Genomic DNA, 20,224 nt, shown 5'->3' on the forward strand with positions numbered 1-20,224 from the left:
GTGGTGCCGGACCGGTGGTGCTGGGTGGAACTTGGCCGAGGAAGGGAGAGGGGACTCCGACGACCACCGGCCCGGCGGGTCGGACCCCGCGCTGAGCCGATGGTCTGGACCATAAGTTTCTGGTGTCGTGGCGGTCAAGATTTGCCCGGTCCGCGTTTTTCCCAGGCCGTTTGCCAGTTTTCACCTGACGTTCATGTGGCGGGCTTCGTAGCAAAGGTGTCCAATGTGGACTTAAGGTGAATTGTGCAGGGCTTTCGGGTGCCGGTCCGCGTAGTGGGACGATCGGCGTCTTCGTTGACACCGGCGCCGGGTCGCTCGACGATTGCCCGGTGCTGATCACGTTCACCCGCCGCCGGCACGTCGACCTCCGTCGCGTGGCGAGCCAGGCGTGTCGCCGATGATGCCGCGCAGCGCGGCGCATCGAGCTTTCAAGTCCTAAGAGGACATTCGAATTCCGGATCATTTCCCGGGTCGCCGCCGGCGACCCCGTCTGGAGGTGCGTGGACGTGCAGTTGGGCATCCTGAGTCTGGGCAGCACGCAGCCGGACCCGCTGACCGGTGAAACCCGTTCGGCCACCGAGCACTTCGACGACGTCGTGCGGCTGGCCGAGTTCGCCGAACAACTGGGCCTGGACTACTTCGGCTTCGGCGAACACCACGCGGGCCGGACGGTCGCCACGGCGCCGCCCGTGGTGCTCGCCGCGATCGCGGCGAGCACCAGCCGGATCCGGCTGATCACCACGGTCACGCTGCTGAGCACCCTCGACCCGCTGCGGGTGGCCGAGGACTACGCCACCCTCGACCACCTGTCGCACGGCCGGCTCGAACTGATCGTGGGCAAGGGCAATTCCGCCGACCCCTACACCATGTTCGGCTACGACCGCGAGCACCAGTGGGAGCTGCAGGCCGAGCACTACGAGCTGCTGCACCGGCTTTGGCGCGAGGAAGAAGTCACGTTCAGCGGCCGGTTCCGCGGCCGGCTGGAGGGCGTCACCAGCCTGCCGCGGCCGCTGCAGACCCCGCCGCCGGTCTGGCACGGCGTCGCCACCAGCCAGGCCTCGCCGGACCTCGCCGCCCGCTTCGGCGACCCGATCTTCGTCGCCAACGCGATCCAGCCGATGGAGAACTACGGGAAGCTCGTTGACCACTACCGGGAGCGCTGGGCCGCCTACGGCCGCGACCCGGCGCAGGCCGGGGTGGGCTCCGGCAGGCTGCTGTTCGTCGGCAAGACCTCCCAGCAGGCGAGGGAAGAGCTGCGTCCGTACTACGAGGCCCAGTGGACCGACCGCGATCCCACGCGGGACCGCGGCGGGGTCGGCGACGAGCCGACCGGGCAGACCCTGGAGAGCAACATCGCCGCCGGCGGGCTGTTCGCGGGCAGCCCGCAGGAGATCGTGGACAAGGTCGGCACCTACCGGGAGCGGTTCGGGCACGACCTGATGATCTTCGGCCCGCAGATCGGCGGCATGCCCTACGGGCCCGTCGCCGACTCCCTCGACCTGTTCGCCACGGAGGTCGCGCCGCACCTGCGATCCCTCTGATCCGCGGCCTCGGGCAAAACGGACGTATGCGGGCCCGCCGCTCGACTCCGCACCCGCGCTGTGATCGACTGCCGGGAGATCTCGTGCGGCGAAGGGCGGTGTGGTGAACGCGCGCGTCGCCCTCTACATCGGCGGACTGCTCGGGCCGTTCGGGGGCGGCGTCGTCTCCGCCATGCTGCCGGAGCTCAGCAGCGGATTCGGCGTGTCGCAGGGCATCGCGGCCACGTCGCTGACGGTGTACCTGCTGCCGTTCGCGATCGTCATGCTGGTCTCCGGCAGCCTCGGCGAGCGGTGGGGCATGAGCCGCAGCATCCGCGTCGCCTACGCCGGGTACGCGGTCGTGGCGTTGCTGGCCGCCGTCGCCCCGTGGTTCTGGCTCTTCCAGGCCAGCCGCGCCTTGCAGGGCATCGCGAACGCGTTCACCACGCCGCTGCTGCTGGCCAAGCTCGCCGCCGTCACGCCGAAGGAGCGGCTCGGGCGGGCGCTGGGCACCTACGGCGCGATGCAGGCGATCGGGCAGACGTCCGCGCCGCTGGTCGGCGGGCTCGCGGCGGAAGGCGCCTGGCAGTGGGCTTTCGTCGGCCTCGCGGCGGTCGCCGCGGCGCTGGCGATCAGCCCGCTGCCGCCGGATTCGCGAGACGGCGCGGCGCAGCGGCCCGCCTCGTTGCGGGACGCCTGGCGGAAATCCGTGCTGCTGACCGGCGGCGTCGCCTTCGTTTCCTGGGCCTGCCTGGCGGGTCTGCCGTTCCTGGTCTCGTTCCGGCTGGACGACGCTTTCGCGCTGAGCCCGAGCGCGCGCGGCCTGGTGCTCACCGCCTACGGCGTGGCGGGCGCGGTCGGCGCCCGGTTGACCGGCGGGGCGGTGGACCGGTTCGGCCAGCGCGCCATCGTGTGCGTCGGGTTGCTGTTCGCGGCCCTGGCGGTCGGCGCCGTCGGCCTGGTCTCCTGGCTGCCCGCGGTCGCGGTTGCCTGGGCGGTCAGCGGCGTCTGCGGGCAGCTGATCCTGGTCGGCATCCACGCCACGGTGCTCACCGGCGGGGCCAGCGGGCGAGGAGGGATCATCTCCGTGGTCACCGCGCTGAGGTTCCTCGGGATGTCGGCCTCCCCGGCGGCGTTCACCGGCCTCTACCGGTATGACGCGGCGCTGGGCTTCCTGCTCCCGGCCGCGCTGCTGGTGCTGACAATTCCCGTTGTTGCCGTTTGGTGGCCGCGCAAAGCGCCCGGTTGATCGATACCGGCGTCGGCATTTTCCCAGTTTGCGCCGGATCCGCGCCGAGCCCGGACACCGTGCGTTACCGAATCCGATCACCGTCCGATACCGGACCGCGCCAATTGGTTCACCCAATGGTGATCGTTCGTGTGGCAGGCTTCGTCCTGCTTGAACGACAGTCCTGCCGGTCGGGCACGGGCGCGGATGTTGTGCGGCGCGGCCGGCGAAGAGGCGAGAGGACAACGCCCGTGAAGATCGCCCGTTGGAAACCGCTGACCCTGTTATTCAGCGCCGCGTTGGTGGTCGTGCCCACGACCGCCACGCTGGCGGCCCCCGATGCGACGGCGGATTCCGTCGTCGAGGACTACTACCAGGACGCGATCGGCAAGACCGGTCCCGAACTCAAGACCGCCCTGCACGGGATCATCAGCAGCGGCACCACGACCCTGACCTACAACGAGGTCTGGGACGCGCTGAAGGTCACCGATGAGGATCCGAACAACAACGCCAACGTGATCCTGCTCTACACCGGCCGTTCGCAGGGCAAGGACACCAACGGCGGCGACGCCGACGACTGGAACCGGGAGCACGTCTGGGCGAAGTCCCACGGCGACTTCGGCACCTCGCCCGGTCCCGGCACCGACGTGCACCACCTGCGCCCGACCGACGTCACCGTGAACTCGGATCGCGGCAACAAGGACTTCGACATGGGCGGCACCGAGTCCGAGGAAGCGCCCGGCAACTTCACCGACGGCGACTCCTGGGAGCCGCGCGACGAGGTGAAGGGCGACGTCGCCCGGATGATCTTCTACATGGCGGTGCGCTGGGACGGCGGCGACGGCTTCGCCGACCTCGAGGTCAACGACAACGTCGACAACGGCAGCAACCCGTTCATCGGCCGCGTTTCGGTGCTGAAGCAGTGGAACGAGCAGGACCCGCCGGACGCCGGCGAGCAGCGCCGCAACCAGGTGATCTTCGACCAGTTCCAGCACAACCGGAACCCGTTCATCGACCACCCCGAGTGGGTCGCCGAGATCTGGTGACGATTCCCAGCCGAGGGGCGCCCCCGCCGGTCCGACCCGGCGGAGGCGTCCCTCACGCCGTTTCCGCGGCCGACAGGAAGTCTGCGAGGATTTCGTTCAGGCGGGCGGCATTCCCGGTCGGGATCGCATGATGGCCGACGCCGGGCAGCAGCGCCGTGCGGACGCCGGGCACCACGCGCTCGGCCTGCGCGAGCAGGCGGCGCGGGTCGTGGGCCTTGCTGTGCTCCGCCGCCAGCACGAGGGTCGGGACGGTCAGGCGCGACGGGTCGGGATTGGGCCTGGTGACCGGCTTCGCGGCCCGGAACTCCGCGCCGCGGGCCTGCAGTTCGAGGCAGGCCGGGTCGATGCCGGCGCCGCCGGTCTCCCAGCGCAGGAAGTCGCGCGTTCGGCGCGGTGCGGGCCGCAGCAGCATCGGCAGGGCGCGCAGCAGGTAGCGCGGATTCCAGCGGGTGAAGCACGCCGTGGGGTCCAGCAGCGCGAGACTGCGCACCCGGGGCGAATGGAGGGCGTAGTGCAGGGCGATCCACGCTCCGTAGGAATGCCCGCACACATCCGCCGCCTCGACGCCGAGGTGGTCGAGCACCTCGTCCAGCCAAGCCATCTGGTCGGCGACGCCGGAGACCGCCTTGCCATCGGCGACGCTGCGCCCCGCCTCGCCGATGAGATCGATGGCGTAGACCCGGTGCCGCTCGCCGAGGTCGCGGGCATTGGCGAACCACACCGTCGAGGTGGCTCCGCCGCCGGGCAGGAGCACCAACGGCGGGCCGTCCGGCGCACCGCAGGTGTGCACGCGGGTGCTGCCGTAGGCCGTCGGGACTTCGAGCGCGTCGACCGGGGCAGGCCACTTCGCCAGCACCGCGTCGTAGGCGGCGAAGAAGTCGTCGGCGCCGCGGGAGGTCCGGAAGTCCATCGTGCACCTCGTTCGTCGAATTGCCCGGCGATCGAGAGACTAGCCCTGCCTCAGTCCCGATCGGCGCGCAGCGCGGCCAGGATCTCGTCACACCAGGCCAGCATCGACTCCTCGGTGCGGATGCCGCCGCGCAGCACCAGGTACTGGTGCAGCTGCTGCCCGGAAAGGCCTTGCGGCGCGGGGAAATCCCGCTCCTCGATCGCGCGGTAAACGGCCAGCCGCTCGTCGTGCCCCTGGCGGTGCCGGGCGACCTCATCGGCGACCCGCTCGGTGTCGCCGAAGGACGCGCCGCGGATCTTCACCGACAGCTCGTTGCGGACGGGCGGCGGGTCCACCGGTTCGGCGAGCCAGCGCGCCAGCTCGGCGGCGCCGGACTCGCTGACCCGGTAGACCTTCTTGTCCGGGCGCTTGTCCTGCGCGACCTCGTCGCAGGACACCCAGTCCAGCTCGACCATCCGCTTCAGGCTCCGGTAGATCTGCTGGTGGCTGGCCGACCAGAAGTAACCGATGGACTTGTCGAACCGGCGCGCCAGCTCGTACCCGGATCCCGCGCGTTCCTGCAGGGAGACCAGGATGGCGTACTCCAACGACATCGGTTCAGTCTGCCACGCCGAGCAGCCCGCCCAGCCGGCCCCGGATCAGCTCGGCGGCCTCGCGCACGATGCGCTCCACCAGCTCGCCGACCGGGGGCACGTCGGTGATCAGCCCCTGCACCATGCCGGCGCTCCAGATGCCCAGCTCCGGGTCGCCCTGCTCGTAGACCTGGCGGCCGCGGGCGCCCGCGACGAGCTCGCGGACGTCATCGAAGGCCGCGCCGTCGGCCAGCTTCGCCACCACCTCGCGGCTGACGGAGTTGCTGGCGACCCGCGCGGTGTTGCGCAGCGGCCGGAAGATCAGCTCGGTCTCCAGCTCGCTGGCCTCGGCGATCCGCTTCTTGACCGCGTCGTGGATCGGCGACTCGGTGGTGCACATGAATCGGGTGCCCATGTTGATGCCGTCCGCGCCCAGCGCCAGCGCCGCCACCAGGCCGCGGGCGTCGGCGAAGCCGCCGGAGGCGATGATCGGGATGCTGAGCTCGTCGGCGGCGCGGGGGATCAGCACCAGGCCGGGGATGTCGTCCTCGCCGGGGTGGCCGGCGCACTCGAAGCCGTCGATGCTGACCGCATCCACGCCGAGCTGCTGCGCCTTGAGCGCGTGCCGGACGCTGGTGCACTTGTGCAGCACCCGGACCCCGGCGGGCTTGAACGCGGCGACCTGCTCGGCCGGGTTGGACCCGGCGGTCTCGACGATCCCGATGCCGGATTCGATGATCGCCTGCCGGTACTCCGCGTACGGCGGCGGTGTGATGGTGGGGAGGATCGTCAGGTTGACGCCGAAGGGCTTGTCGGTCATCTCGCGGCAGCGCGCGATCTCCCTGGCCAGGTCCTCCGGTGTCGGCTGGGTGAGCGCGGTGATCATGCCGAGCGCGCCGGCTTCCGCGACCGCCGCGACGAGTTCGGCCCGGCCGACCCACTGCATGCCGCCTTGCACGATGGGGTGTTCGACGCCGAACTCCTCGGTGAACCTGGTTCGAAGCACGTTGCTCATCGCTCGCCTCCCGCTGCGCTGCCGACGCGGACGCCGGGGCGCCCGTGCCGGCCAAGCTACTATGCAACAAGATGCTATGCAACGAGTTGCATAGTCGAAGACGAGCGTGGAAAACTCTCTTAAAAGGAGATGTAGCCGCCGTCGACCGTGATCTCGTCGGCGGTGTGGAAGGCGCTCGCCGGGCTCGCCAGGTAGACCGCCAGCGCGCCGAAGTCCGAGGGCGCGCCCCAGCGGCCCACCGGCATCCGGGGCAGCACCTTGCGCTGGAACCCCTCGGATTGCAGCGCCGGGTCGGCCAGCGGCGTGCTCACCCAGCCCGGCAGCACCGCGTTGGCCCGGATCCCGTGCCGGGCCAGCTCGACCGCGATCGACTTGATCATCGAGATCAGCGCGCCCTTCGACGCGGCGTAGGCCTGGCCGCGCGGCTGCCCCTGCCGTGCCGCCAGGCTCGACGTGCCGACGAGGCTGCCGCCCTCGCCCTGCGCCAGCAGCCGGCGCGCCGCCGCGCGCAGCGTGAGGAACGCGCCGTCGACGTTCACCCGTGCCACGCGGTGGAAGTCGCTGAGCTCGGTGTCCACGAAGCGGGTCCTGCCGCCGCCTACGCCGGCGTTGGCGAAGCAGGAGTCCAGCCGCCCGAACTCCTCGACGGCGCGCGACATCGCCGCCTCGACCTGCTCTTCGTCGCCGACGTCGCAGCGCAGCGCGAGCACCTTGCCGCCGTGCTTCTCCAGCTCCCGGGCCGCGGTCTCGTTGCGCTCGGCGTTGGTGCCCCAGATGCAGACGCCCGCGCCCGCGGCGGCCAGCGCATCGGCCATCGCCAGGCCGATGCCCGAATTGCCGCCGGTGACCACGGAAACGTGCCCGGTGAGATCGAAGGGGTTGGCGGTGTCGCCCATGTTTCGTGCCTCCTGGGTGGGATCAGCGCTCGCCGTGCTCGCGGCGCAGCTGGGTCTTGAGGACCTTGCCGCTGGGGTTCCGCGGCAGTTCCGCGACGACCGCCAGCCGGCGCGGGCGCTTGTAGCCGGCGAGCCGCTGCTTGCACCAGTCCTCGATTTCGGCGAACGTCGGCGGATCGGCCGGGTCGCGCGGCGCGACGACCGCCAGCGGCGTCTCGCCCCACCGCTCGTCCGGCACCCCGATCAGCGCGGTCTCGGCGACCTTGGGGTGCGCGGCGAGCACGTCCTCGACCTCGGCGCAGTAGATGTTCTCGCCGCCGGAGATGATCATGTCCTTCTTCCGGTCGACCACGTAGAGGTAGCCCTCGTCGTCCTGGCGCACCAGGTCGCCGGAGTGGAACCAGCCGCCGTGGAACGCCTCGGCGGTCTCCGCCGGTTTGCCCCAGTACTCCCGCATCACGGTGGGGCCGCGGTAGACGATCTCGCCGACCTCGCCGCGCGGCACGTCGTTCATGTCGTCGTCGACCACCCGGGCCTCGACGTTGAGCATCGGGGTGCCGACGGAGCCGATCTTGCGCAGGGCGTCCTCGCCGCGCAGCATCGTGGTCACCGGGCTGCACTCGGTCTGCCCGAACGAGGTGGTGATCTCGGCCTGCGGGAACGTGTCGAACATCTTGCGCAGCAACGTCGTCGACGCGGGCGCGGCGCCCCAGCTGATCCGTTGCAGCGCCGAGAGGTCGTGGTCGCCGATGTCCGGCAGGTCGCAGATCGCCTGCCACTGCGCGGGCACGAAGAAGCACGACGTGATCCGCTCCCGCACCAGCATCCGCACCGTCTCGGCCGGGTCGAACCGGTCCGACGCGCTGATCACGATCCGCCCGCCGATCAGCAGGTACGGCAGCATCCCGGACACCCCGGCGATGTGGAACAGCGGCACGCCCACCAGCCAGACGCGGTTGTCCGGGGTGACGCCGTTGTGCACCAGCGAGCTGAAGCTGTGCATCAGCAGGTTGTGGTGGGTGAGCACGGCGCCCTTGGGGCGGCCGGTGGTCCCGGAGGTGTACATGATGAACGCCGGCGACTGCTCGTCCACGACGGTCTCGGTGTACTCGTCGGACGCCGCCGCGAGCGCCGCGTCGTAGTCCTCGGTGCCCTCGCCGGCGGCGCCGCCGATGACCAGGCAGACGCGCACGCCGGACGCCTTCTCCCTGGCCCCGGCCATGGTTTCGGCCAGGAACGAGTCCACGATCACCGCGCAGGCGCCGCTGTCGTCCAGCGCGTAGGCGATCTCGTCGGCGACCAGCCGGAAGTTGATCGGCACGCAGATCGCGCCGAGCCGCGCGCAGGCGAAGTAGGACTCGACGATCTCCAGCCCGTTGAGCCCGGCCACCGCGACCCGGTCACCGGCTCCGACGCCGCGGTCCCGCAGCGCGTTCGCCAGCCGGGTGACCCGTTCGTCGAAGTCCCGGTAGCTGCGGCTGACGTCCTGGAAGCGCAGTGCGATCTCGTCGGGGATCTTGCGGGCGTGCCGGGCCAGCTGATCGCTGGCGGTCATGCCTCGGCCGGTCACGGATTGCGCAGCAGCGGACATCGTTACCTCGCCGGTGAGGGTGACGTGACGGGCCTCATATTGCGTCGCCGGACGGTGGTGGTCAACCCGGGGCGGACGGCCGGGGCCGCGGAAAAGTCCGGCGCGCAGCGCAGGTCACCCGGCCATGAGGTCCACTATGGACTCAGAAATAGAACATGTTCAGTTCGCTCCGATTCGGTTACAGTCGGCGGTGGCGGATGAGCTGCCACCGCACCGCCGGGGTGGAGGGAGAGCACATGGACGTCGACGAGTTCCGCGCGAGAGCGCGCGAATTCCTGGCCGCCAACGCGCCGGAATCCCTGGGCGACCGCGCCCCGGCCGAGGTGCTCCGGGAGGCCAAGCGGTTCCAGGCCGCCGCCTACGACGCGGGCCTGGCGGGCATCACCTGGCCACCCGAGTTCGGCGGCCAGGGCCGCACCGCCGCCGAGCAGCAGGCGTACGACGCGGAGGCGGCCCACTACGACCTGCCGAGCTCGCCGTTCATGGTCGGGATGGGCATGTGCGGCCCCACGCTGCTGGACCTCGGCACCCCGGAGCAGAAGGCGCGCTACCTGCCGAAGCTGTTGCGCGGCGACGAGATCTGGTGCCAGCTGTTCTCCGAGCCCGGCGCGGGTTCCGACGTCGCCAGCCTGCAGACCCGCGCGGTGCGTGAGAGCGGGGGAGGATGGGTGATCAACGGCCAGAAGGTGTGGACCTCGGGCGCGCAATGGTCGGACTTCGGCGCGCTGCTGGCCCGCACCGACCCGGACGTGCCGAAGCACCGCGGCATCACCATGTTCATCGTCGACATGCACGCCCCCGGCGTCACGGTGCGGCCGCTGCGGGACATGACCGGCCGCGCGCCGTTCAACGAGGTCTACTTCGACGACGTGCGCATCCCGGCCGATTCGGTGATCGGCGAGGTCGGCGGCGGCTGGCTGGCGGCGGTCACCATGCTCGGCCACGAGCGGGTGTCGATCGGCGGCACGGTGCGGCGCGGCAGCGACCCGCTGTCCTACGACAACCTGGTGGAGCTCGCCCGCCGCCGCGGTCGCGCCGAGGATCCGGTGGTGCGCGGCCGGTTGGCCGAGATCTACGCCCAGGAGAAGGCGCTCGGGCTGTTCAACAGCCGGTTGCGGCAGGAGGCGGAGGCGGGATCGCCGCCCGGCGCCCGCGGTTCGGTCTCGAAGCTCGCCGGCGCGCTGCTGCTGTGGCGCGCGGTGGACACCGCCGGTCTCATCGCCGGGCCGGAGCTCGCGGCCTGGGAGCCGGGCGACGCGGCCGCCGAGGAGATGGCGATCGCGATCAACTCGACGCCCGCGTCGAGCATCGCCGGTGGCTCGAACCAGATCCAGCGCAACATCATCGGGGAGCGGATCCTCGGCCTGCCGAAGGAGCCCCAGGTGGACCGCGACGTCCCGTTCCGGGAGCTGAAGGTCGGCACCCAGCGCCCCGCGTGACCGAACGACCGCCGAAGACCCCCGAGGAGCGTGCAATGCAGCTGGTGTTGACCCGCGAGCAACGAGAACTCCGGTCCGCGGTCCGGAAGTTCCTGGCCGAGCACGCGCCGCCCGCGCGGGTGCGCGAGCTGATCGACGGCGACGGTCATGACGCCGGGCTCTGGCGGCGGCTGGCCGGCGAACTCGGCGCGACCGGGCTCGTGGTGCCCGAGGAGCACGGCGGATCCGGCGCGGGGCACGTCGAGCGCGCCGTGGTGCTGGAGGAGCTGGGGCGGGCGCTGGCGCCGGTGCCGTTCCTCGCATCGGCGGTGCTGGCGACGGATGTGCTGCTGGCGCTGGACGATGCGGAAGCACAGGCGGAACTGCTGCCTCGGCTGGCGGCCGGCGAGCTGATCGGCGCGGTCGCCTGGGACGCGGAGTCGGCGCCGACGGCCACCCGGCGGGACGGCTCGTGGGTGCTGGACGGCCGCGCGCCGCAAGTCATCTCCGGCGACATCGCGGACTTCGTGCTGGTGTACGCCAGGACCGAGCAGGGCGGTTCGTGGTTCCGGGTCGACGGCGCGGACGGCGTGGCGAGAACGCCGCTGCGGACGCTGGATCCGACCCGGCGGATCGCGCGGCTGGACTTCGCCGGCACCCCGGCGCGACAGTTGTCCACAGAGGACGCCGATGCGGTGCTGGCCGGGGCGCGGGACACCGCGGCGGTCGCGCTCGCCGCCGAGCAGCTCGGCGGGATGGAGCGGGTCCTGGAAATGACGGTGGAGTACACCAAGGTCCGGGTGCAGTTCGGTCGCGCCATCGGCTCCTACCAGGCGGTCAAGCACCGCTGCGCGGACATGTACAGCGCCTGGGAGCAGGCTCATGCCGCCGTGCGCCACGCGGCCTGGACCGCGGACGAGGACCGCGCGCAACTGCCGCTGGCGGCGGCGATGGTGCAGGTGCTGGTGTCGCCCGCGTACTTCCAGGCGGCGGCCGACACCGTCCAGCTGCACGGTGGCATCGGCTACACCTGGGAGCACGACGCCCACCTGTACTACAAGCGCGCGAAGACCTCGGAGCTGCTCCTCGGCACCCCGGACCAGATGCGCGCGCGGCTCGCGGACGTCCTCGGGATCTGATCGGGCGGTGCGTGCGCGGCGCCGTTCGTCAAGTAGTTTGACCAAAGGTGCCCGGCGCGCGGAGATGGGTGGACGATGGGTGAGCGCTCGTTCGAGCTGAGAACCGTTGCGCTCGCGGCATTCGGACCGACCCTGCTGTTCTCCACCGGCGAGGGCGCGATCATCCCGATGATCCCGCTCATCGCCGCCGACCAGGGCGCGGACCTGGGGATGCTGGGTCTGATCGCCGCCATGATCATGGTGGGGGAGCTCGTCGGCAACCTGCCCAGCGGCGCGCTGGTGCACCGCCTCGGCGAGCGGCGGGCGATGATCGGCGCCGCGATCGTGTCGGTGCTGGGCCTGGTCGGCTGCTACTTCTCGACTAGCCCGTGGATGCTGGGCGCGTCCGTGTTCCTCGTCGGCCTGTCCACGGCGGTGTTCGCGCTCGCCAGGCACGCGTACATCACCACGGCCGTGCCGTTGCGCTACCGGGCGCGGGCGCTGAGCGTGCTCGGCGGGGTGTTCCGCGGGGGCTACTTCATCGGCCCCTTCCTCGCGGTGCTGGTGCTGATGGTGACGCCCGACAAACGGGCGGTGTTCCTGCTCCACATCGCGTTCGCCCTCGCCTCGGTGATCCTGCTGCTGTGCACGAAGGACCTCGGCACCAGCGGTGAGGGGGCCGCCGAACCCGCGCACCAGGGACTGCTCACCCTGGTGCGCCATCGCGGCGTGCTGGTGCGGATGGGCGCCTGCGCCGCGCTGATCGGCGGGCTGCGGGCGTCCCGGATGGTCGTGCTGCCGATGGTGGCGGTCGCGGCCGGGCTACCGCCGTCGACCACCGCGCTGATCATCGGCATCGCGGGCGGGATCGACTTCGCGCTGTCCTACACGTCGGGCCAGATCATGGACCGCTTCGGCCGGATGTGGGCGGCGGTGCCGTCGATGACCGGCCTGGCCGTCGGGCACCTCGCGCTGTTCGCGGTGGACGACGTGTCGACGTTCGCGATCGTCGCGGTGTTCCTGGCGCTGGCGAACGGCACCAGCAGCGGAATCCTGATGACGCTCGGCGCGGACCTCGCCCCGCAGCCCGGCCCCGCGCCGTTCCTCGGCGCCTGGCGTTTCACCGGCGACTTCGGGCAGGCGGTCGGGCCGGTCACCGTGTCCGGGCTGACCGCGGTGGCCGGCATCGGGTTCGCCGGCGCGGGCATGGGCCTGCTCGGGCTGCTGGGCGCGGGCCTGCTGCTGCGCTACGTCCCGCGCTACGTCCCCCGGGCGACCGGCTGACCACCCGGTGTGCCGGGCCACACTACCCACCCGGCGGAGTGAGCGGCGGCACCGCAGGATGATCGAATGTCTGCGACACCACCACCGAGCCGGGGGAGACGCATGGCTGCCAAGAAGTCCGTGTTGACGTCGATCGTGGCGGTCGCGCTGCTGGGCCTGATGTGGGTGGTGTTCGAGTCCGGCATCTTCGACGCGAAGGTCAGCGCCACCACCGGCCCCGCCGGGGAGCAGCTCGCCGAACTGCGCGTCGCCCCGGCGGGATCGATGGACGGCTACTCGCGCGAGCGGTTCAAGCACTGGACCACGAAGCCGGAAGCCGGGAAGAACTGCAACACCCGCGAGGCGGTGCTGGCGCGGGACGGCCAGAACGTCCGCACCAACAACGCCTGCGAGGCCACCTCCGGCACGTGGACCAGCGCCTACAACGGCCAGCAGCTGACCGATCCGTCGGCGATCGACATCGACCACATGGTGCCGCTGGCGAACGCCTGGCGCAGCGGCGCGAACAAGTGGGACGACCAGCGCCGCGAGCAGTTCGCCAACGACATGCAGCTGCCGCAGCTGGTGGCCGCCGACGCGAGTTCCAACCGCAGCAAGGGCGACCAGGACCCGTCCCAGTGGAAGCCGGAACGCGCGAACTGGTGCAGCTACGCGACGAGCTGGATCACGGTCAAGCGCGCCTACGACCTGACGGTCACCGAACAGGAGCAGAAGGCGCTCCAGGAAATGCTCGCGACCTGCGGCTGATCCACCTCAGGCGCGCGCTCATCCCGCCGAAGGGCTACAGCGGTGCCCGAGCCGGACCGGACCGGCCTGGACGGCTCGCTCGTCGTGCACGCCTCAGGGCTGCTCAACGCGCTGTCCGGGCTCTTCGAAACACTGTGGACGCTCGCGATGCCGGTGTCGGCCGAGACCGAGCAGGACCAGCTCTCCGATCGGGATCGCAGCATCATGCTGATGGCGGCGGGGGCGACGGACGAAGCCATCGCCCGCCGCCTCCACCTGTCCCGCCGGACCGTCGTCCGGCGGATCGCCGCGCTGCTGGACCAACTCGGCGCCACGACCCGGTTCCAGGCCGGTGTGCAGGCCGCCAAGCGCGGCCTGCTGTAGCGGCGAACGTCAGCCCGCGAGGCCCTGCTGGGCGCCCGGGTGCAGCGGGATCGGGTCGGTCTTGGTGGCGCTGTCCTTCGTGATCTCCTTGGCCGCCGGGTGCACCTGCTCCAGGTCCGCCCGCTTGTCGAAGATCAGCTTCGTGATCGCGCAGGCGTTGCCCGCCGCGAAGTCCTCCCGGACCACCAGGAGGTTCGGCACCGCGATCGTCGGCACGTCCGCGGCCAGCTTGTAGGTCGCCGCCGGGATCGTGCTCGCCTCGTAGACCGGGCTGATCTGCTGCATCGCGCCCAGTTGCGGCGTGATGTCGACGAACTTCACCGCGCCGCCCAGCGACGTCGTCAGGTCGGTGATCTCCGGGGTCGGCAGGCCGCCGGACCAGAACAGGCCGTCGACGGTGCCGGACTTCATGCCGTCCACCGCCTTGCCCAGCGCCAGGCGCTGCGCCTGGATGTCGGTCTCCGGGTTCAGACCGGCCGCGGACACCACGCGGTTGGCGATGACCTCGGTGCCGGACTTCGGGGAACCGGTGGAGATCCGCTTGCCGCGCATGTCGGCGACGCTGTTGATGCCCGCGTCCGCGCGCACCACGACCTGCGTCGAGTTCGGGTAGATCCGGGCCAGCGCCTGGATCTTCTGCGGCTTGCCCTCGAAGCTCGCCTTGCCCTGCACCGCGTCGGCGGCGGTGTCGGCGAGGGTGAACGCGATGTCGTAGTCGCCGGCCACCAGCTGCTGGATGTTCTGCACCGACGCGCCGGTTTCCGCCGCGGTGGCGCGCAGTTTGGTGTTGTTGCTGATCAGCTGCGCGAGCCCGCCGCCGAGGACGTAGTACACGCCGCCGGTGTTGCCGGTGGCGATCGTCAACCGCCCGTCCGCCGCCTCGCAGGCGCCCGCACCCGCCTGGTTGTCCTGCACCTGCTTGCCGCCGCAGCCGGACACGACGAGCACCGCCGCCGCGGCCGCCACCAGCAATGCCTTAACCCGCATCACGAACCTCCTTGATCGTTTCCCTGCGGCGCAGGACGAGCTGTGCGACGAGCCCCAGCACGCAGCAGCCGAGGCCGATGGCCACCACCGGCGGCTCCAGGTACAGCAGGCACAGCGCACCGGGCAGGAACAGCAGGCGCACCGGGAGGCGCACCGGCCCGGCCAGCCAGCCGCCGGTCACCACGCTCAGCGCGGCGACGGCCACGATGGACGCCGCCGCGACCCACAGGACGGTCAGCGGGTCGGTCTGCAGCAGCAGCGCCGATCCGTTGTCGGTCAGCACGAACGCGATCGGCACCAGGAACGCGGGCAGCGTGTACTTCCAGGCCTGCATCATCGTGCCGGTGATCCGCCCACCGGTGATCGCCGCGGACGCCACCGCGGCCAGCGCGGTCGGCGGCGTCACCTCGGAGAGCACCGCGTAGTAGAAGATGAACATGGCCCGCTCGGCGTCGGCGACGCCGAGGGCGCCGAGCGCGGGCCCGATCACCACCCACGCGATGATGAACGACGCCGTGACCGGCACCGCGAGCCCGAGCACGCCGACGGCGAGCGCCGAGAACACCACGGTGAGCACCAGGATCGCGGTCGGGTTGGTGGTGAGCGCCTGCGCGGCCTGGACCAGCGCGTCAGCGAGCTCCTGGCCCAGCCCGGTCTTGGTGATGGTCGAGGTGATGATCCCGGCCGCCGCGCACACCGCGACCACCGGCAGCGCGCCGCGAACCCCGGCGGAAAGCGCGTCCACGATGTCCCGCAACCACTTCAGCACCGCGGCGCCGGGGCCGCCTTCGGCCCGGACGAGCCCGGAGATCAGCGCGAACACCGCGGCGACGCCGGTCGCGTAGACGACCGCCGCGAACGGCGGGATGTCCAGGGCGAGGAACACCACGATGATGGCCAGCGACAGGAAGTGGTACCCGCCGCGCAGCAGCAGCCGCCACGCGCTGGCGTGCTCGGTCTCGACCGCCTTGGCGCCGAAGCGGCGGGCGTCGGCCTCCACCGCGAACACGATGCCGAGGTAGTACAGCACCGTCGGGATCGTGGCCCAGATCAGCACCGTCAGGTACGAGGTCTGCAGGTACTCGGCGATGATGAACGCGGCCGCGCCGAGCGTCGGCGGGGACAGGATCGCGCCGATGCCCGAAGCCGCCAGCAGGCCGCCCGCCTGCTCCTTCGGGTACCCGGCGCGCCGCAGGATCGGCCAGGTGATCGCGCCGAGGCTCACCGCGGTCGCGGTGCCCGAACCGGAGACGGTGCCGAGCAGGAACCCGGACAGCACCGTGGTGCGGCCGGGCGCGGTGCGGGAGCGCTTGAACGCGGCGAAGGAGAAGTCGACGAAGAACTGGCCCGCGCCGGAGGCGTTGAGCACCGCGCCGTAGATGGTGAACAGCACGATGTAGCTGGCCGCGACGTCCAGCGGTGTGCCGTAGAACCCGCTGGCGTCGTTGTAGAGCGCGTTGATGATCTGGCTGAAGTCCACGCCCGCGTGCGCGATTCCCCAGTTCTGCGGCAGGAATCCGCCGTAGTAAGCGTAGCCGATGAACGCCGCGCAGATCACCGGCAGGATCCAGCCGGTGGTGCGCCGGGTCGCTTCGAGGGCGAGCAGGAGCAGCAGCGCGCCGGCCACGATGTCCAACGTGGACAGGCTGCCCTGCCGGTCGAGGAACGCGTCGAACCCGCCGGAGGGCACCGGGAGCACCGGGTAGAACCCGACGAGCAGCGCGATCGCCGACAGCACCCAGTCGTACCAGGCCGGGTCGTCGCGGTCGCCCTTCGGTCGGCGGCCGCCGGGCCGGTAGCAGAGGAACACCAGCGGCAGCGTGCAGCCGAGGAAGATGACCAGGTAGTACTGGTTGCCCTTGGTGAGCGGGTAGAAGACCTGCTTGAGCACCAGCACCGCGACGGCCAGGGCGACCAGGTAGACGAGCAGGTCCGGCCGGCGGGACAACTGCCGGGCCGGGCGTTCCTCGTCGTGCGCGGCGACGATCTCGCCGACATCGGTCTGCGCGGCGCCGCGATCGGGCAGCTCGTCGTCGTGCTCAGGCCGCGTCGCCTGACTCATGCGGTCGCCTTCCGTGCCGTTCGGCGGTATTCGGACAAGCGCATGGCCGCCGTCCGGGCAGAAATCCCTTTTTCGGCGGGAATGTAACTGGGGTCACTCGTCTGGGTCAATAGGTGCGGTCGTGCGGCGGTTCCCGGATTCGCGGCCACAATGGATGATCAGGTGCGGGGCCGACGTGGGCCGGGCATCAGCCGAGCAGGGCGTCGGGGTCGTGGGCGGGTTGGCCGCCGATGATGGTCGCCGCGATGCCGATCTGGTCGAGGGAATCGGTGGGAACCGCCGTCGGGTCTTCGGCCAGCACGACCGCGTCGGCGAGCTTGCCGGGGGTGAGCGTCCCGAGCTGGTGCTCCAGGAACGCGCTGTGCGCGGCGTTGACCGTGTAGCAGCGCAGCGCATCTTCGAAGGAAACCGCTTCGTGCGGGGAGAAGACCTGCCCGTCGGCCGTGCGGCGGGTCAGCATGCGCTGGATCGCCTTCAGCGGCGCGCCGTCCGCGACCGGCCGGTCGGAGCTGCCCGCCGCCGGGATCCCGGCGGCGAGCAGGGACTGGAGCCGGTAGACCCAGTCGCGGCGTTGCGGGCCGACGTTGGCGAGCACCGCGTCGCCGAGGGTGTGGATGAAGTAGTTCTGCAGCACCGGAACGACACCCAGCTCGGCGAGCGCGCTGACGTGTTCGGGCGTGGTCACGGAGCAGTGCTCGATGCGGTGGCGGGCGTCCGAGCGCGGCCACCGGGTCAAGGCTTCCCGGTAGGCGTCGATGACGAGGCCGACCGCACGGTCGCCGATGGCGTGCGTGGCGACCTGCCAGCCCGAGCGGTGCGCGCCGATGATCCGGTCGCGGAGTTCTTCGGGTTCCAGCTGCAGCACACCTCGGTTGCCGGGCTCGTTGGAGAACTCGTCGGTCATCGCGGCAGTGCGGCTGGCCAACGCGCCGTCGGCGAAGATCTTCACCGCGCCCAGCCGCAGCATCGGATCGCCGAGTCCGGTGGTCAACCCGAGGTCGAGGCCGAGTTCGAGCTCGTCGGTGTCGTGTCCGTTGAGTTCCCGCAGTGTTTCGTAGGCGGGCATCAGGGTCGTCCGGACGCGCAGCTTCCCTTCGCGAAGCGCGGTTTGGTAGGCGGCCAGCTCGACCGGGCTCAGCCCGATCCAGCCGCCGCCGATGCCCGCTTCCTGGCAGGCGACGAGACCCTCGGCGACGTACCGCTGGTGCGCCGCGCCGATCGCCTCGACCAGCTCCCGGACCGCTACCGGCACCAGCAGGTCGTTGACCAGTGCCTGCGCCTGCTCCTGCAGCAGCCCGGTCGGCTCGCCTGCGCCGTCGCGCTCGATGATCCCGCCGCGCACCTGGTCGATGCCGAACACCCCGGCGTCCTCGAGGACCAGGGTGTTCCCGACGCCCATGTGCTCGCTGCGGTGCTTCAGCCAGACGCGGTGGGCCGGGGCGATCCGGTCCAGGTCGGCGCGGCGCGGGTGCCCGCCACCGTATCCGGCGGGCTCGTAGCTGTGCCCGATCAGCCAGGCGCCGTTCGGCAGATCCGCCGCGCGGCGGACCACCCGCTGATAGATGTCGTCGAGGCTGGTTGCGTCCGACAGGTTCAACTGGGTGAGCCCGAGGCCGAAGCGACCCGTGTGCGCGTGGGCATCGTGGAAACCGGGGACGACGGTGCGACCGCCGAGATCGACCACCCGGTCCGCTTCGAGGCCGGTGGCTTCGTCGCCGACCGCCACGATCCGGCCGCCGAGGACGCCCAGCGCGTGGGTGCGCCCCGGCTCGCCCATCGTCCACACGTGACCGTTGCGCAGGATCAGATCGATCTTCATCGTTTTCTCCGAAGTCCTTCCACCGGCCGGGAAAGCGGCACTGTGCTCCACTGTGGACTAACGTTCGCCGACGTCGGCGCCGAGCATAGCCGAACGATGCGGGCTCGGGTGAAGACCTTGTTTCCGGCCAGGATCGTCCGCTGCGCATCGCACGCGGAAAAACCAGTGGTGGATCCACCAATAGCCGCGGTTTGTTTCTCGCTTTCGCCAATGACAGCGCCGCGCGGGGTGCTGAGCATTTCCCCATCGCATTCCGCTGCCAGGCCGAGCACGCCGTCGACGGCATCCAGTGCTCGCCCGTGAAGGGACCGCCCATGCCCGAGGCGACAGCCGCCGAACCGGCCACGAAGCCGGACCGGTCCGCGGAGATCCGCCGGATCGCCCTGGCCACGTACTTCGGCACCGCGCTCGAGTGGTACGACTACTTCATCTACGGAACGGCGGCCGCCCTGGTCTTCCCGGCGCTGTTCTTCCCCGCGCTGGACCCGGTGATCGGCGTCATCGCCTCGCTGGTGACCTTCGCGCTGGGCTTCGTCGCCCGGCCGGTCGGGGCGGTGATCTTCGGCCACATCGGCGACCGCCTCGGCCGCCGGGCGGCCCTGATCGGCACCGTGACGCTGATGGGCGTGGCCACCGGGCTCATCGGCTTGCTGCCGTCGTACCAGACCATCGGGATCGCGGCGCCGATCATCCTGGCCGTGCTCCGGCTGTTGCAGGGGATTTCGGCGGGCGGCGAGTGGACCGGCGCGGCGCTGCTGGCGATCGAGCACGCCCCACCGGAGCAGCGCGGGCGTTACGCGGCGGTGCCGCAGCTCGGCTCGCCGACGGCGACCCTGGTCTCCTCCGGCGTCTTCGCGGTGCTGACGTTGCTGCCCGAAGAGATGTTCCAGTCCTGGGTCTGGCGGGTGCCGTTCCTGGCCGCGTTCGTGCTCCTGGCCATCGCGCTGTACCTGCGGGTCAAGGTGGAGGAATCGCCGTTGTTCCGGGCGGCGCTGGCCGAGCAGAAGGAGGAGAAGCTGCCGGTGCTGGAGACGATCCGCACCGCGTGGGGCCGGTTGATCATCGGCGGCGCGGCGTACCTGGCGGGTACTGCGGCGTTCTTCGTGCTCACCACCTTCATGATCGGCTACATCTCGAAGAGCTTGAAGCTCAGCAGCACGCTGGCGCTGAACGCGACGCTCGTCGGCGCCGTGGTCGAGATCCTGGTGATCATCGTCGCCGGCCGCCTCGCCGACCGGATCGGCGCGGCGAAGGTGTGCGTCATCGGCGCGACGATCTCGGTGCTGGTCGCCTTCCCGGTGTTCTGGCTGGTCGACACCAAGGTCCCGGTGCTGGTGGTCGCCGGTGTGTCGCTGGGCATCGGCGCGATCTCCATCCCGTACGGGCCGATCGGCGTCGCGCTGTCGGTGATGTTCCCGGCCCGGCTGCGCTACAGCGGTGTCGCCCTGTCGGTCGGGCTGGCGAACATCCTGGCCGGGTTCGGGCCGCTCGCCGGCACTTGGGCGCTGGGTGCGACCGGCGGGCAGTCGTGGGGACCCGCGCTGCTGCTGGCGCTGATCGCGTTCATCACGCTGGTCGGCTCCGCGGGCGCGCACCGCGTCAGCCGCCGCGCCCCCGAATGGGACGCGGTGTGATTCCAAGCCCGGCA

At 71.1% G+C, this 20,224-nt stretch carries 18 protein-coding genes; 10 read left to right on the forward strand and 8 right to left on the reverse strand.

What is annotated here, in order from left to right; translation table 11 throughout:
* Positions 1-329: 329 nt before the first annotated feature.
* From BLW84_RS50490 to BLW84_RS34225, 4 genes are all read left to right on the forward strand, one after another.
* A complete protein-coding gene (locus BLW84_RS50490; RefSeq protein ID WP_358300438.1) occupies positions 330-401 on the forward strand; it encodes a putative leader peptide in 72 nt (23 codons plus the stop codon).
* A gap of 99 nt (positions 402-500) precedes the next feature.
* On the forward strand, positions 501-1,541 hold the full coding sequence (locus tag BLW84_RS34215; RefSeq protein WP_093274095.1) for an LLM class flavin-dependent oxidoreductase: 1,041 nt from the start codon (positions 501-503) through the stop codon (positions 1,539-1,541).
* Between the two features lie 103 nt (positions 1,542-1,644).
* On the forward strand, positions 1,645-2,769 hold the full coding sequence (locus BLW84_RS34220; RefSeq protein ID WP_093274189.1) for an MFS transporter: 1,125 nt from the start codon (positions 1,645-1,647) through the stop codon (positions 2,767-2,769).
* 230 nt (positions 2,770-2,999) lie between these two features.
* The gene (locus BLW84_RS34225; RefSeq protein ID WP_093274097.1) at positions 3,000-3,794 is read left to right on the forward strand and encodes an endonuclease I family protein; all 795 of its coding nucleotides are present in this window, start codon (positions 3,000-3,002) and stop codon (positions 3,792-3,794) included.
* A gap of 52 nt (positions 3,795-3,846) precedes the next feature.
* Here the strand turns inward: BLW84_RS34225 and BLW84_RS34230 are convergent, their stop codons facing one another.
* The 5 genes from BLW84_RS34230 to BLW84_RS34250 form a co-directional block, all read right to left on the reverse strand.
* Positions 3,847-4,704 carry an alpha/beta fold hydrolase gene (locus BLW84_RS34230; RefSeq protein WP_093274099.1) on the reverse strand — a complete coding sequence of 286 codons (858 nt, stop codon included), beginning with the start codon at positions 4,702-4,704 and terminating at the stop codon, positions 3,847-3,849.
* A gap of 50 nt (positions 4,705-4,754) precedes the next feature.
* Positions 4,755-5,297, reverse strand: coding sequence for a PadR family transcriptional regulator (locus BLW84_RS34235; protein WP_093274102.1), 543 nt, complete (start codon positions 5,295-5,297; stop codon positions 4,755-4,757).
* A 4-nt stretch (positions 5,298-5,301) separates the two neighbouring features.
* The gene (locus tag BLW84_RS34240) at positions 5,302-6,282 is read right to left on the reverse strand and encodes an NAD(P)H-dependent flavin oxidoreductase (RefSeq protein WP_218157588.1); all 981 of its coding nucleotides are present in this window, start codon (positions 6,280-6,282) and stop codon (positions 5,302-5,304) included.
* Positions 6,283-6,410: 128 nt separating this feature from the next.
* A complete protein-coding gene (locus BLW84_RS34245) occupies positions 6,411-7,187 on the reverse strand; it encodes an SDR family NAD(P)-dependent oxidoreductase (protein WP_093274106.1) in 777 nt (258 codons plus the stop codon).
* A gap of 22 nt (positions 7,188-7,209) precedes the next feature.
* Complete coding sequence (locus tag BLW84_RS34250; protein ID WP_218157586.1) at positions 7,210-8,742, reverse strand: long-chain-fatty-acid--CoA ligase; 1,533 nt, start codon at positions 8,740-8,742, stop codon at positions 7,210-7,212.
* 272 nt (positions 8,743-9,014) lie between these two features.
* Between BLW84_RS34250 and BLW84_RS34255 the strand changes: the two genes are divergently transcribed.
* The 5 genes from BLW84_RS34255 to BLW84_RS34275 all read left to right on the forward strand — a co-directional run bounded on the left by BLW84_RS34255 (position 9,015) and on the right by BLW84_RS34275 (position 13,708).
* Positions 9,015-10,217: an acyl-CoA dehydrogenase family protein gene (locus BLW84_RS34255; protein ID WP_093274111.1), complete on the forward strand. Its 1,203-nt coding sequence runs from the start codon at positions 9,015-9,017 to the stop codon at positions 10,215-10,217.
* 35 nt (positions 10,218-10,252) lie between these two features.
* Positions 10,253-11,335, forward strand: a complete 1,083-nt coding sequence (locus BLW84_RS34260) for an acyl-CoA dehydrogenase family protein (protein WP_093274115.1) — start codon at positions 10,253-10,255, stop codon at positions 11,333-11,335.
* Between the two features lie 75 nt (positions 11,336-11,410).
* The gene (locus BLW84_RS34265; RefSeq protein ID WP_093274117.1) at positions 11,411-12,598 is read left to right on the forward strand and encodes an MFS transporter; all 1,188 of its coding nucleotides are present in this window, start codon (positions 11,411-11,413) and stop codon (positions 12,596-12,598) included.
* A 102-nt stretch (positions 12,599-12,700) separates the two neighbouring features.
* Positions 12,701-13,345 (forward strand): HNH endonuclease family protein, encoded by a 645-nt coding sequence (locus BLW84_RS47915; RefSeq protein WP_177226842.1) that lies wholly within the window; start codon positions 12,701-12,703, stop codon positions 13,343-13,345.
* A gap of 42 nt (positions 13,346-13,387) precedes the next feature.
* Positions 13,388-13,708, forward strand: a complete 321-nt coding sequence (locus BLW84_RS34275; RefSeq protein ID WP_093274118.1) for a response regulator transcription factor — start codon at positions 13,388-13,390, stop codon at positions 13,706-13,708.
* Positions 13,709-13,717: 9 nt separating this feature from the next.
* Here BLW84_RS34275 and BLW84_RS34280 read toward each other — a convergent pair whose 3' ends face one another.
* The 3 genes from BLW84_RS34280 to BLW84_RS34290 form a co-directional block, all read right to left on the reverse strand.
* Complete coding sequence (locus BLW84_RS34280; protein ID WP_177226843.1) at positions 13,718-14,695, reverse strand: TAXI family TRAP transporter solute-binding subunit; 978 nt, start codon at positions 14,693-14,695, stop codon at positions 13,718-13,720.
* The gene (locus BLW84_RS34285; RefSeq protein ID WP_093274124.1) at positions 14,685-16,757 is read right to left on the reverse strand and encodes a TRAP transporter permease; all 2,073 of its coding nucleotides are present in this window, start codon (positions 16,755-16,757) and stop codon (positions 14,685-14,687) included. Before BLW84_RS34285 ends, BLW84_RS34280 begins: the two co-directional genes overlap by 11 nt.
* Positions 16,758-16,944: 187 nt before the next feature.
* The gene (locus BLW84_RS34290; RefSeq protein ID WP_093274126.1) at positions 16,945-18,576 is read right to left on the reverse strand and encodes an amidohydrolase; all 1,632 of its coding nucleotides are present in this window, start codon (positions 18,574-18,576) and stop codon (positions 16,945-16,947) included.
* Between the two features lie 314 nt (positions 18,577-18,890).
* On the opposite strand from BLW84_RS34290, the gene BLW84_RS34295 reads away from it, so the two are divergent.
* Entirely contained in the window at positions 18,891-20,210 is a 1,320-nt protein-coding gene (locus BLW84_RS34295) for an MFS transporter (RefSeq protein ID WP_093274194.1), read from the forward strand.
* The last annotated feature ends 14 nt before the right edge of the window (positions 20,211-20,224 follow it).

This window comes from Saccharopolyspora shandongensis, assembly GCF_900106995.1.
GTDB lineage: Bacteria > Actinomycetota > Actinomycetes > Mycobacteriales > Pseudonocardiaceae > Saccharopolyspora > Saccharopolyspora shandongensis.